General features: G+C 70.1%; 13 protein-coding genes. 5 read left to right on the forward strand and 8 right to left on the reverse strand.

The window, feature by feature from the left end; all coding sequences use genetic code 11:
- Positions 1-99: 99 nt before the first annotated feature.
- Positions 100-2,073, forward strand: a complete 1,974-nt coding sequence (locus ACIA47_RS11365; protein ID WP_203120689.1) for a metallophosphoesterase family protein — start codon at positions 100-102, stop codon at positions 2,071-2,073.
- Between the two features lie 89 nt (positions 2,074-2,162).
- The gene (locus tag ACIA47_RS11370; protein WP_203120688.1) at positions 2,163-3,242 is read left to right on the forward strand and encodes a WxL protein peptidoglycan domain-containing protein; all 1,080 of its coding nucleotides are present in this window, start codon (positions 2,163-2,165) and stop codon (positions 3,240-3,242) included.
- 12 nt (positions 3,243-3,254) lie between these two features.
- On the opposite strand, the gene ACIA47_RS11375 is transcribed toward ACIA47_RS11370, so the two are convergent.
- Positions 3,255-3,950, reverse strand: a complete 696-nt coding sequence (locus ACIA47_RS11375) for a YoaK family protein (RefSeq protein ID WP_396707300.1) — start codon at positions 3,948-3,950, stop codon at positions 3,255-3,257.
- 240 nt (positions 3,951-4,190) lie between these two features.
- Here ACIA47_RS11375 and ACIA47_RS11380 point away from each other — a divergent pair, with 240 nt between their 5' ends.
- A complete protein-coding gene (locus ACIA47_RS11380; RefSeq protein ID WP_396707302.1) occupies positions 4,191-5,162 on the forward strand; it encodes a zinc-binding alcohol dehydrogenase family protein in 972 nt (323 codons plus the stop codon).
- A 4-nt stretch (positions 5,163-5,166) separates the two neighbouring features.
- On the opposite strand, the gene ACIA47_RS11385 is transcribed toward ACIA47_RS11380, so the two are convergent.
- From ACIA47_RS11385 to ACIA47_RS11405, 5 genes are all read right to left on the reverse strand, one after another.
- Positions 5,167-5,757, reverse strand: a complete 591-nt coding sequence (locus tag ACIA47_RS11385; RefSeq protein ID WP_112585927.1) for an HAD family phosphatase — start codon at positions 5,755-5,757, stop codon at positions 5,167-5,169.
- 16 nt (positions 5,758-5,773) lie between these two features.
- On the reverse strand, positions 5,774-7,030 hold the full coding sequence (locus tag ACIA47_RS11390) for an RNA polymerase sigma factor (RefSeq protein WP_396707304.1): 1,257 nt from the start codon (positions 7,028-7,030) through the stop codon (positions 5,774-5,776).
- 2 nt (positions 7,031-7,032) lie between these two features.
- Positions 7,033-7,380: a YciI family protein gene (locus ACIA47_RS11395; protein ID WP_203120704.1), complete on the reverse strand. Its 348-nt coding sequence runs from the start codon at positions 7,378-7,380 to the stop codon at positions 7,033-7,035.
- Between the two features lie 128 nt (positions 7,381-7,508).
- Positions 7,509-8,720 (reverse strand): low temperature requirement protein A, encoded by a 1,212-nt coding sequence (locus ACIA47_RS11400; protein WP_396707306.1) that lies wholly within the window; start codon positions 8,718-8,720, stop codon positions 7,509-7,511.
- A 40-nt stretch (positions 8,721-8,760) separates the two neighbouring features.
- A complete protein-coding gene (locus ACIA47_RS11405) occupies positions 8,761-9,411 on the reverse strand; it encodes a winged helix-turn-helix transcriptional regulator (protein ID WP_396707308.1) in 651 nt (216 codons plus the stop codon).
- Positions 9,412-9,483: 72 nt separating this feature from the next.
- On the opposite strand from ACIA47_RS11405, the gene ACIA47_RS11410 reads away from it, so the two are divergent.
- The gene (locus ACIA47_RS11410; RefSeq protein WP_396707310.1) at positions 9,484-10,206 is read left to right on the forward strand and encodes a hypothetical protein; all 723 of its coding nucleotides are present in this window, start codon (positions 9,484-9,486) and stop codon (positions 10,204-10,206) included.
- Positions 10,207-10,264: 58 nt separating this feature from the next.
- Here the strand turns inward: ACIA47_RS11410 and trpS are convergent, their stop codons facing one another.
- Positions 10,265-11,323, reverse strand: coding sequence for a tryptophan--tRNA ligase (trpS, locus tag ACIA47_RS11415; RefSeq protein ID WP_396707312.1), 1,059 nt, complete (start codon positions 11,321-11,323; stop codon positions 10,265-10,267).
- Between the two features lie 269 nt (positions 11,324-11,592).
- The gene (locus ACIA47_RS11420) at positions 11,593-12,063 is read right to left on the reverse strand and encodes a PRC-barrel domain-containing protein (RefSeq protein ID WP_396707314.1); all 471 of its coding nucleotides are present in this window, start codon (positions 12,061-12,063) and stop codon (positions 11,593-11,595) included.
- A gap of 168 nt (positions 12,064-12,231) precedes the next feature.
- On the opposite strand from ACIA47_RS11420, the gene ACIA47_RS11425 reads away from it, so the two are divergent.
- Complete coding sequence (locus tag ACIA47_RS11425; RefSeq protein ID WP_091397045.1) at positions 12,232-12,486, forward strand: SCO4848 family membrane protein; 255 nt, start codon at positions 12,232-12,234, stop codon at positions 12,484-12,486.
- Positions 12,487-13,166 lie beyond the last annotated feature (680 nt).

The following is a 13,166-nucleotide window of genomic DNA, read 5'->3' on the forward strand; positions in this document are numbered from 1 at the left end:
TTCATGACCGGTTCATCGGGCGGCGAAAGCGTGGAATTGCTTCCCCAGCGTCGGGTGAAGGCACAATCCATTTCTCTATTTGAAAAGGGAACAATGTCGATGACATTGAGCACCTCGACACGGGCCTCCGCGCTCGTGCGGCGGCGCCTGGTCGCCGGGGTCGCAGCCGGGTTCCTCGGTCTGGGCGCGGCCCTCGGCAGTGGCCTGATGGCCACCGCGAGCGCGGCCGAATCCACCACGATCACCGGTGTGGTCCTCGGCGTCGGCGCCAACGAGACCCAGCGCATCGTGAGCTGGTACTCCTCCGCCGACACCGCGCAGAAGATCCAGCTCGCCCCGACCGCCGAGATCGTCAACGGCGAGTTCCCGGCCGGCGCGGTCAGCTTCGACGCCGTTGGTGCGGCGAACACCTCCACCACCGGCTTCAACCGGCACGCCACGATCAGCAACCTGCGTGAGAAGACGGCGTACTCGTACCGGGTCGGCGCCGAGGGCAGCTGGTCCCCGGCGTACGCCTTCAAGACGCAGGACTTCGAGGGCGACTACGACTTCCTGTTCTTCGGCGACCCGCAGATCGGCTCCTCCGGTGACCGGCTGAAGGACCAGGCCGGCTGGGAGGACACCCTGAAGGTCGCCACCGCGGCCAACCCGAACGCCGAGCTGCTGGTCTCCGCCGGCGACCACGTCGAGAGCGCCAACGACGAGGGTCAGTGGACCTCGTTCCTGGCCCCCGAGCAGCTGCGTCAGATCCCCCTCGTCGCCACCATCGGTAACCACGACGTCGGCGGGAAGTCCTACGAGCAGCACCACTTCACCCCGAACACCGACCGCTCGTCTGCGTACTACAACGGGGACCAGGCGACCCGGTCCGGCGGCGACTACTGGTTCATCCACAAGGATGTGCTGTTCATCGACCTGAACAGCAACAGCTACGCCAACCCGGCGGACGGCTCCGCCGGCGGCGACGCGGCGCACGTCGCGTACGTCACCGACGTCATCAACAAGCACGGCTCCGAGGCCAAGTGGAAGGTGCTGGTCTACCACCACTCCATCTACTCGCCGGCCAGCCACGCGACCGACACCGACAACAAGCAGCGGCGGGAAGACTTCACCACCGCGTTCTCCAACCTCGGCGTCGACATGGTCCTGCAGGGCCACGACCACAGCTACACCCGCAGCTACTCCATCAAGAACGGCCAGAAGGAGAACCCGGCTGAGAAGCCGGGTGCTGCCGACGTGTTCCCCGGCCCGGGCGGCGTCATCTACGTGACGGCCAACTCGGCCTCCGGCTCGAAGTACTACGACATCAAGAAGCCGGACGCCACCGGCACCGGCATCCGTGGCAACGGCCCGGACCCGCTGGACCCGAACAAGTACTGGTACAACTCCGTGCAGAACCAGGAGCACGTGCGCAGCTACGTCAAGGTGCAGGTTCGCGGCGACAAGCTGGTTCTCGCGAACGTTCGCAGCGGCACCTGCGCGGCGCCGAACGCGGCCGTCGAGAAGGGCCTCTCCTGCGTCAACACGCCGGACGGTCAGCCGGTCGGCTCGATCGTCGACAACGTGACAGTGCACCCGTTCCACGGTGACGGCCAGGCCATCCAGGTCAACGTGCCGAACCCGGCTCCGGGCGAGTTCGGCTGGACGATCGACGGCTACAACGGTCTGGTCGACCTGGGTACCGCGCAGGAGCGCAACGGCACCTACTTCCAGGCCAACGGCAAGATCAACCCGATCCTCGTGTCGGACAGCCGCCGGTCGCTCGCCCCGTGGTCGATCTCGGCCAACGTCGGCGACTTCTCCGACGCCGACAAGAAGTTCTCCGGCTCCTACCTCGGTTGGAACCCGTACGTGCTCGACGCCGGCGCGGGCGCCGAAGCCGGTGCCCCGGTCCTGTCGTCCCTCGACGACCAGGGCAAGGGCCTCTCGGTCTCCAGCGGGCTCGCCGCGGCCGCGCAGGGTCACCCGCGTGGTGGCGCCAAGCTCGGCGCTGACCTGGACCTGAAGATCCCGGACAGCATCGCGAAGGGCAGCTACCGCACCACCCTCACGATCACCGCACTGAGCAGCTGACCGGGCTGTTCCATCCGGCGGGGTAGGCACCTTCGGGGCCTACCCCGCCACCGGTTCACCCACTACCAAGATCACCACAAGGACTTGAGATGCAACCGTCCGTAACTCGCTGGAAGACCACGACCGCCGCACGCCTCCGTACGACCGCACTGTCCCTGCTCGCCGTCGTCGCGGCCGTCGGTGTCGGTGCCGGTCCCGCCCTGGCGGCGGACGGTAACGTCGCCTGGACGGTCCGGACGGCCTCCAACGGCTACGGCGAGGCCCGGTCCAGCTACAGCTACAACGTCAATCCGGGCGGTGCCGTCGAGGACGCCATGGTCGTGGCCAACCGCGGCCCGGCACCGCTGACCCTCTCCGTGTACGCCGCCGACGGCTTCACCACCGACGCCGGCCAGCTCGACCTGCTCACCAAGGACAAGACGTCGATCGCGATCGGCGCCTGGGTGAAGCCGAACGCCGGCAGCGTCGTGATCCAGCCCGGAAAGACCGCCCAGGTTCCCTTCAAGGTCAGCGTTCCGGAGAACGCCACGCCAGGGGACTACGTCGGTGGCATCCTCACCACGCTGACCCAGGCCAATCAGGCTGAGGGGATCAACGTCGACCGGCGCCTCGGTATCCGGATCAAGTTGCGGGTGGGCGGCGAGCTGAAGCCGAACCTCGCGATCGAGAACCTGCACGTCACGTACGCCGGACCGACCAACCCGTTCAGCAAGGGTGACGCAACCATCTCCTACAAGGTCCACAACGTCGGCAACGCGGCCCTGTCCGGTAAGCAGGCGGTCACCGTCTCGGGCCCGTTCGGCCTGCTGCGGGTGCGGGCCGAGGATGTCGCCGCGCCGCCGGAGCTGCTTCCGGGTGAGAGCTGGGACGTGACGGTGTCCGTACACGGGGTGGCTCCCGCCATCTCGCTGGCCGCGACCGCGACAGTGACACCCCTGCTCACCGATGCCTCCGGCTCCACCACCTCGCTCAAGCCGGTCCAGGTCACCGCGCACGGCTGGGCCCTGCCCTGGATGCTGGTGCTGGTGCTCGTCGTGCTGATCGCCGTGCTCGTCGGGGCGTTCCTCTACCGACGCCGCAACCGGGCGCGGAGCAAGGCACGCGAGGAGGCCCGCGTACGCGACGCCGTCGAGCAGGCGCTTCGTGGCCCGGAGCCACAGACCTCCTGATCGCGGCTCCAGTCAACTCGGCTGGCTTCGGCCGGCGGCGGTTCTCGCCCGCTGGGTCAGGCCGATCGCGAACGCGATCACGGCGACCACCAGCACCGCCGCCGGCACGGATGCCCAGGCCGGGGCCGTACGCAGCACCACAGTGCCGAGCACGGCGCCGACCACCAGCCCCGCCAGCCGGCCGACACCACCCACGTCGGCGAAGCGGTGCGGGTCGACGACGCGACGCCGGACCAACTCGGTCAGCGAGCCGGTCAGGTAGGTGGTCGACGCACCCCGTACCCCGGCGGCCACGGTGATCACGCTCTGGATGCCGCTCGACACGGCCGCCATCGCCAGCAGCACGAGCCCGAAGCCGTACCCGGGACGTGCCGAGCAGGCCATCCAGCCCACCGTGAAGCCGAGCAGCAGCACCGCCTCGGCCGACGTCACCACAGCGGTACGGCGGTTCCAACCCGGCGGGGTGTGGCGCAACGGCACCGTGGCAGCGGCCACGCCCACCGCGTACCCGCCGACCGCCACCACCGCCCCGGCGAGCGAGCGGGTGTCGGCAGTGGCGAGCGCGTGGCCGAAGTGCACCAGGTTGCCGGTGATCACGCTGGCGAAGTAGCCGTTGAGCTTGATCAGACAGATCACGTCGAGGCAGCCGGAGGCCGTGGCCAGTGCCACCAGGAGCCAGGCCGTGGCCCGCGTCGACGGAGCGTGCACGATGCCCCTTCCGTCGGTCCCTGGGGCCAGCGCGACGCGCCCGGTCCACCACGTCGAACGCGCCCGCCCTCGCGCCCGGCGCGGTACGCGGACATTCCCGTGCCCGCCCCGGCTACGCCCGGCGAGGCACACCGAGCGCGGGCGTTCGCCCTTGTGGGTGAACGACCCTCGGCTCCGGGCCGCGCCCGTTCCCGAGCCGGCATGCTGCGACGGTGACGCCGGCACGGAGAGGGAATCCACATGGTTGACGGGGATGTGCCAGAGCGGATGCAGGCCGCGGCCTTCGACGAGTTCGGCGGACCGGAGGTGATCACCCTGCGGAAGCTGCCGATCCCGCAGGTCGCCGACGACGAGGTGCTGATCAAGGTCCTGAGCGCCGGTGTCGGGGTGTGGGACGCGTACGAGCGCGAGGGTGTGCTGGTGCCGGAGGGCTCGGCGCTCCCGATCGTGCCCGGCTCCGACGGCGCCGGAACCGTCATCGCGGCCGGCAGCAAGGTGACCAGCCTGGCGGTGGGCGACCTGGTCTACGTCTCCGCCACCACGCGGCCGAAGGGCGGCTTCTACGCCGAGTACGCGTCGGTCAAGGCGGAGTACACCGCGAAGGTGCCCGACGGTGTGCCCGCCGAGCACGCCGGTGCCATGCCCACCGACGCGCTGACCGCGCTGGCCGGGCTCGACACGATCAGCCTGTCGGCTGGCGCCTGGTTGCTGATCTTCGGTGCGAGCGGCGGTCAGGGCCACCTGGCCGTGCAGTTGGCGAAGCGGCAGGGGCTGAACGTGATCGCCGTGGCGTCCGGGGCGGACGGCGTCGCGCTGGTGACCCGGCTCGGCGCCGACGTGTCCCTCGACGGCCACGGCGACATGGCCGACGTGCTGGCCCGGATCCGGGACGCGGCGCCGGGCGGGGTGAACGCCATCCTGGCGATGGCCGGTGGCGCGACGTTGGACCGGCTCACCGAGGCGCTAACCGACGGCGGGGTGGTCGCGTTCGCCCACGGGGTGCGGCCGGAGCCGCAGGAACGGCCGGGCGTCATGGTCCGCGCGTACGACGGCGAATCGAGCCCTCGACAGTTGCAGCGCCTCAACGAACTCATCGAGGCCGGGCCGTTCGTGGTGCACGTCGCGGAGAAGTTCCCGCTGGGCAAGGTGCGGGACGCGCACCAGCGCCTACAGGCGTCCTACGCCGGCAAGCTCCTGCTGACAGTCGCCTGAGACGTCAGGGCGTGCGCTGTTGCGGCACGCGTACCGAAGCCATGCCGGCCGCCGTCGCGGCCTGGATGCCCAGGTCGGTGTCCTCGAAGACCAGGCAGGACTCCGGGGGTACGCCGAGCTGCTCCGCCGCGAGCAGGAACGCCTCCGGGTCGGGCTTGGCCCGGGTGTAGTCGTCGGCGCAGACCAGCACGTCGAACCGGTCCAACAGGCCGAGCGCCTCCAGGGAGGCGGTGACCGACGCGCGGGTGCTGCCGGAGACGACGGCGAACGGGACCCGCCGGTGCGCGTCGTGGATGTGCGCCAGCACCTCGGGCACGGCGGCGAGCTGCGGTAGCAACTCCTGGTAGTAGCTCTCCCGGCGCTCGACGACGGCCGCCACCGGCATGGCCAGACCCTGCTGCTCGTTCAGCGCGACGATGATGTCGGCGGTGGGCCGCCCACCCCAGGCGTAGAAGAGGTCCTCGGGGAACTCGCATCCCCACTCCTCAAGGGCCCGCTGCCAGGCCAGGTAGTGCAGCGGCATCGAGTCGACGATGGTGCCGTCGCAGTCGAACAGGTACGCGGCGAACGGCCCGGGAGGCAGAGGCAGACTCACCCGGGAAGGGTACAGCTCACTCGGTCGTGACGGCTCCCAGCTGGCTGAGCAGGTACGCGCGCTCCGGTTCGGTGCCGACCAGCGTCAACGCGCTGCGGTACGCGGCTGCGGCCTCGTCGTACCGGCCGAGCCGGCGCAGCAGGTCGGCCCGCGCCGCCGGATAGGGGTGGTGGCCGCGCAGCCGAGGCTCGTCGGCCAAATCGTCGAGCAGCGCGAGCCCCGCCGCCGGCCCGTCCCGCATGGCGACCGCGGCGGCCCGGTTGAGCGCCACGATCGGTGAGGGCACCAGGCCGAGCAGCACGTCGTAGAGGGCCACCACCTGCGGCCAGTCGGTGCTGGCCACGTCGGCGGCCTCGTCGTGCAGCGCGGCGATCGCGGCCTGCACGCCGTACGGGCCGGGCGCTCGGCCGGTCAGCGCGACCACCACCAGGCCGCGCCCCTCCTCGATCATGGGACGGTCCCAGCGTCCACGGTCCTGGTCTTCAAGAAGGATCATGGCGCCGCCCGGCCCGGTACGCGCGTCCCGTCGGGCGTGGACCAGCAGCATCAGGCCGAGCAGCCCGGCGACCTCCCGCTCGGCCGGCAGCAGCCGACGCAGGATCCGGCCCAGCCGGATGGCCTCCTCGGCCAGGTCGATCCGTTGCAGATCCGGGCCGGAGCTGGCTGCGTATCCCTCGGTGAAGACCGAGTAGACGGCCTGGAGCACAGTGGGCAGACGACCGGGCAGCTCGTCGGGTCCCGGCACCCGGAACGGGATGCGTGCGTCGCGGATCTTGCGTTTGGCGCGGACGATTCGTTGGGCCATGGTGGCGGGCGGCACCAGGAAGGCCCGTGCGACCTCGGTGGTCGTGAGGCCGGCCAGGAACCGCAGGGTGAGCGCGCCACGATCCTGCGCGGCCAGCGCCGGGTGCGCACAGGTGAAGAAGAGCGCCAACCGGTCGTCGGGCAGGTCGCGGTCCGCGTCGGCGGGCGGCGCGTGGTCGGCCCGGTCGGCCTCCGCTTGCAGTACGGCGAGCCGGGTCGCCAGCACCCGGTCCCGACGCAGCCGGTCCACGGCCCGACGCCGAGCCGTGGTGAGCAGCCAGGCGCCCGGCCGGCTCGGAACGCCGTCGGTCGGCCAGTGCGTCAGCGCCGCCTCGATGGCCTCGGAAGTGACCTCCTCGGCCAGGTCGAGGTCGCCGAAGCGGCGCACCAGCGAGGCGAGCAGCCGGCCGCGTTCCTCGCGGAACACCGCCTCCACCGACGACCCGACGGCTGCCCCCTCACCCCGCATGGTCAGACCTGCACGTCGATCTCGAAGATCGGACGGACCTGGACCGATCCGGTGCCGATGGCTCCGGGGCTGCGGGCCGCCCAGTCCAGCGCGGCGTCGAGGTCCGGCACGTCGATGACGTCGTACCCGCCGAGCAGCTCGCGGGTCTCGGCGAACGGCCCGTCGGTGATCGTGCGCTCGCCGTCCGGCCCGACCTGCACCGTGGTGCAGGTGGTCAGGTCCTGCAAGGGGTGCCCGGAGACCCAGACCCCGGCGTCCTTCATCTCCCGGTCGTAGCGGATCCAGTCCTCGAAGCTGCACCCGTTGTCGACGACCTCCCCGTCAACCATGGGGCTCATGAACAGCAGCATGTACTTCACGTTTCGGCTCCTCTCGGTGCGGCGGGTCGCCGTACAGCATGACGACGAACGCGGGCCGGGAATATCGACACGGCGCGGCAGATCTTTCTGGTCGGGCTGCACCGAAGGCGCGGCGCTGCTCAGGACAGGTCCGGCTGTGCCAACGCGGGTCGTTCGTCGCGTCGGTCCAGCCGTCGCTCGAACCAGGTCACCCCGATCAGGAGAGCGGTCAGCAGGGTGAGCGCGGCCAGTGCCGGCAGGGATCGGCCGATCGGCAGCAGGGCCAGCGGCAGCAGCGCGGCGATGACCTGCGTCGGGTACACCGCGCCAACGGTCAGCCGGCGGAAGACCAACCTGCTGAGCAGGTAGAGGGCGGCACCGCCGTACAGCGCGACCGCGGCCTCCCAGCCCAACCGGCCGGGGTGCGCCGACTCCTCGGTGAGCTGGGCGATCACCTCCTCGATGCCGAGCGCGACGTAGATGGCGCCGATGATCAACGCGGAGTGCCCGAGGCCGTACGCGTCGCCGGCAACGCTGGCCCGTCGCTCACCCGGCACATTGCTGATCGCCTCCCGGGCGGCGGCCGCCAGCCGATCGAAGTAGAGCCACCACAGGCACACCGTGCAGGTAAGGCCGAGCAGTGCGGCCAGTAGGGCGGAGCCGACCGGTGCCATCGCCCTCGGACCTGCGCCGGCAGAGATCAGGGACTCACCCAGCGCGATGATGAGCACCAGGCCGAACCGCTCGCTGAAGTGGTCCACGCTGCGCAGTTGCCACGGCCGGAAGGTGGACGCGATTCGGGCGCCGCCGATGTTCAGCAGAAACGCGACCGTCCAGAGCGCCGTCTGGGCCGCACCGCCGAGCAGGGCACCGATGATCAGCGGGACCCAGCCCAGCACCACCGGCACGGTGAAGAACCGCAGCGTCGAGCGCAGTGGCGGGTTCGTCGCGCTCGCCCAGAAGAGGATCACCAGCTGCACGGCCCGGCCGACCACATAGGCCAGGGCGAGAGTCAACGGCGCGTCGAACAGTTTCGGGCTCTGCTGCCAGGCGTCCGGCAACACCAGCGCGGCCACGAAGATCGCCGCCATCGCGACCAGGGTGACCGCGCGGACCGGGCCGACGTCCGGCCGGACCAGGTTTCCCACCCAGATGTACGGCGACCAGGAGTACAGCAGCAGGAGCAGCAGGAGGAGTCCCTGAGCCAGGGTGAGCGCGCTGGCCGACCCCGCCATGAACGTGATGACCCGGGTGAGCGCGAAGACGAAGACCAGATCGAAGAAAATCTCGAACATCGTGGTCCGGTGCGTCAGCCCCGCCGGCACCGGACGAATGTCGAGAATCCTCCTCACCCTCGCATTCTGCGCCCTAGGGGTCGACGGTTCATCCGGTCTACTCGCCCGGCGTCGCTCCGAAGAGCAGGAAGAACCGCTCGGCCGCTCCGATGTCGCCGTGCACCTCGATCTCGCCCGTCGAGACCGCGGACCGCAGCGGTGTGCCGCCGAACATCAGGTCCCGCATTGCTCTGACCGTGCCGGTGACCGTGACGTCGACCTCGCCTGACCGGCCACGGACCACGCTGATTTCATTCGGAGACACCCCCACCTCGAAGGCGTCGGTGCCCACCTGCAACCGGAGTCGAGCGGTCACCGGCGCGCTGGTCGGTGGCCGGTAGAGGGCCTTGAGCAACAGCATGAACGCGTCAGTGCTCATCTCGACGTCCGGCTCCGCGGGCAGGCCGGCGCCCCACCGCGACAGCTCGATCAGTGTCGGCTCCAGTTGCTGACCGCGTTCGGTCAGCTCGTACGCGTGCACGCTGGCCGGCGGCCCGAGATGCACCCGCCGGACGATGCCGGACTGCTCCAGCTCCCGCAGTCGCTGGCTGAGCACGTTCTGGCTGGCCTTCGGCAGGCCGGCCCGCAGATCGCCGAAACGCTTCGGACCGAACACCAGCTCTCGGACGATCAACAGAGCCCAGCGCTCGCCGACGATGTCCATCGTGCGCGCCGCCCCGCAGGCGTCCTGGTAAGTCCGCTGAGTCACATCGCCATCGTAGTCGGCGTCCACCGACCAGTGCTAATGTCGGACCATCTAGTCCTAGCTTAGGAGTAAGTAATGGATGCACTGCTCGCCAAGGTGATCGAGCGTCACGGCGGCCTCGATCGCTGGAACACCGCGTCGACCCTCACCACTCGGCTCACCTACGGCGGCCCGTTCTGGGCGTTCAAGGGCCGACCCGACTTCGACAGCACCGAACTGGTCGAGGCCGACCTGCACCGGGAACGGATCCGCCACGTCCAGGAGGGCACCGGCCAGGTCACCGAGTACGACCGCGACACCGACCGGGTCACCGTCACCGCGGCCGACGGCAGCCTGATCGACGAGCTGGCGAACCCCCGGGCCAGCTTTGCCGGCTACACCCAGGAGAGCCAGTGGACGCTCGCCCAGGCGGCCTACTTCCGTGGCTACGCCACCTGGCACTACCTCGTCGAACCGTTCCTGTTCACCTGGCCGGGCGTCGAGGCGCACGAGGTCGAGCCGTGGACGGAGGACGGCGAGTCGTGGCGCGTACTGCGCGTCACGTTCCCCGAGAGCGTGCACACCCACACCGACACCCAGCTGTACTACTTCGACGACGGCGGGCTGCTACGGCGCATGGACTACCAGCCGGTGGTCAACGGCTCCTCCCCGGTCGCGCACTACGTCAGCGGAGACACCGAGGTCGACGGGCTGGTCGTGCCCACGCGACGCCGGATCCACATCCGCCAGGAGGACCGGACCCCGGATCTCTCCTGGACGCCGATCACCCTGGACCTGGCGGACGTCCGGATCCGCTGAGACCTCGACGGTGTCGCAGCGGACCCGGCGTCACGCCGCCGGACGGACGCCCCGGCCTTCAGGTCGAGGCGTCCGTCCGGCGGCGGCTCCGCTCAGCCCGCCGCCGCACCTGCTGGTACGCGCCGGTCAGCCCCATCGCCCGGCGCACCTCGAGCACCGTCTGGCGTACCTCCTGGCGGGTCCGCTCCGTGCCCTCGACGATCAGTCGGTCGACCAGGCCCCGGTCGGCTTCGATCTCGGCCCGGCGCTGCCGGATCGGCGCCAGGAACCCCTCCAGCGCGACGATCAGTCGTTCCTTGACCTCCACGTCACCCACCCGCCCGGCCCGGTATCGCCGGGCCAGGTCGGTCACCTCGTCGCGGTCCGGGTTGAAGACCTCGTGGTACGCGAAGACCGGGTTGCCTTCCACCGTGCCCGGCACGTCGGCCCGCACCCGGTTCGGGTCGGTGTACATGCCGAGCACCTTGCGACGCACCGTCGCCGCGTCGTCAGAGAGCGCGATCGCGTTGCCCCGGCTCTTGCTCATCTTGGCGGCGCCGTCGATCCCCACCAGGCTCGGTGTGTCCGCCGGGATCAACTCGGGCACCGGGAAGACCGGGCCGTACAGGTGGTTGAACCGCCGGGCGGTCTCCCTGGTCACCTCGACGTGTGCGGCGTTGTCCCGGCCGACCGGAACCACCTCCCCCTTCACGCAGAGGATGTCCGCGGCCTGGAGCACCGGATAACCCAGCAGCCCGTACGGCATCTCCTCCTTGCCGGCGTCGCGGGCCATGTCCTTGAGCGAGGGCACGCGTTCCAGCCGAGGGACGGTCACCAGGTTCTGGAGGAGAGTGTTGAGGTCGCCGACCTCGGGGAGGGCCGACTGGAGGTAGAACGTGGCCCGGTCCGGGTCGACGCCGGCGGCGAGGATGTCGGTCACCATCTCGCGGGCGTTGCCGGAGACCTGGTCGATGTCCTCCCGGCGGTTGCGGGTGGTGAGCATGTGCAGGTCGGCGATGATGAAGAAGCTCTCGTAGCGCCGGTGCAGCCGTACCCGGTTGGCGATGCTGCCGACGTAGTGGCCGAGGTGCAGGCGGCCGGTGGGCCGGTCGCCGGTGAGCATTCGTGCGACGGACATGGTGGTGCCTCTCGTATCCGAAGGTGGGTCACGCGTGGGCGCGCGCCGAGCAGGGCTGGCTCAGCCCTGCTCGGTCAGCGGGATCGACTCAGCGAGTCGCCCGCCATCGCGCGCCGGCGCGAAACCGCAGACCACCGGCACGGAGGACGTTCAGAAGTTGCTCACGGCCATCGCCGGAGCTGGTCGGGATCCCGGGCACGGCACCGAGGAAGCGGCCGTCGACCAGGTCGACCGCCTCGGATGCGCAGTTGCCCGTCCGGACCACGGCCTCAGATTACCCGCGGGATGGCACCGGGAGGGGGGAGGTAGCTGTCGGCGTAGTAGGCGCCGACGCGCTCCCGGTACTCCTGGTCGGCCGAGTCCGGATCGAACGGTGGCGCGTCCTTGATCTGCTGACGGGTCCGGTCGACGTACACGACGCGTTCCTGGTGATCCACGCGGTCGACCGTTCCGGCCGGCAGCAGCACCTTCTGGCCGAAGATCCACGGCCCGGTGTCCACCACCAGGTGCCCAGCGTCGGCCTCGTCGCTCGTCTCGTCGATGGTGCCGATGCGCCCATCGCTCGCCTGTACCTGATATCCCACCAGGTCGACGGGGGTGCCCGGCCCGGGGGCATCCGGGCCGTCGTGCCCACCTTCCTGACCCTCCGGAGGGGTGACCGAGGGGGTGGTCTGGGAAAACCCGCCGGCCAAGGCGGACGGATCACGCCAGGCCCAGGGGTTGAAAATCGAGGGTTGCATGGGGCACCTCCAAGGGGCGGTCCTCAGCTGTCCCCCTTCGCAGTGCCCATCCTGCTGACGCCGGAAACAGCTGCGCTCCGTACGGCGGTGCTGCTGCCCAGGTGTGGCAGGGCGTTCGGGTCCGCGTCGCCGGCCCGCTGAACAGGTGCGCTGGCATACTCGGCTGCCATGGTGCTGTCGCGAGGGTGGAGTCTCTTCCTGGTCGGAGTCGGCGTCTGGACCTGGGTGATCTGGCCGAGGTTCGCGGTGGCCATCTGGCAGGACCCGCGGTCCTGGGCGTCCGGCACGGTGGCCGATGGCGCAGCCACCAGCTTCCTGTGGGTGCACGCGCTGCTGATCGCCGCGTCGCTGGCAATCGGCACCACCGCCGGCGTCCTCGGCGTCCGGGCCTGGCTCGCCGCCCGGCGGCGGCAGCCGTCCTGATTGCCGCCGCTCCTGGGGATCAGACCGGTCGGCGCCCGAACCGCTGTCAGCCGCCGATCCGGTGCTGCCGGGTGGGCCAGACCGAGCCCGGTTGTTGCCGGACAGGCCTGACCTGGGGAAACCGTTCGGACGGGCGAATGTGACGCGCGCCGCTACCCGTGGATTTGACGATCAAACCCGCAGACGCGTAACTTTCTCTCTGCCAGCGCGGAACGGGGCAAACGGGACGAAGGTCCTGGAGCACCGAAACGGGATGGCAACCGGGTCAAGCAGGGGTTCGCTCCTGCAGGACGCGGACCGGGCGGGGCTTGCCGGATTGGCCGCGAGGCGGATTTGGTGCGGCGAAGCCGACCGGGTAAGGTTCACGACTGGCAGGGAACCGGGCGAGACTGTGGGAGACCGCAGCGGCCGGCCTGTCGAATCCGACGACCTGACGCAGCGGTTTGCTGCTGCGTGAGTGCGCCGGCGCTGATCCGTACGAAGCATGACAGACCGGGACACACGGTTTGACACGGCGAAGACGGTGAGGTAACGTAGTAAAAGTGCCCGGCGCGAGAGCGGCGGGGACGCGGTACGAAAAGCCCCGGTTGGGGTTCCACTGAGTGTGGGGCTTCTGGTCGGTGTGTGGTTGTTCTTTGAGAACTCAACAGGGTGCTTGTAAAGCCAGTGCCAATTATGAT

The organism is Micromonospora sp. NPDC051227, assembly GCF_044455385.1.
In the GTDB taxonomy this organism is placed as follows: Bacteria; Actinomycetota; Actinomycetes; order Mycobacteriales; family Micromonosporaceae; genus Micromonospora.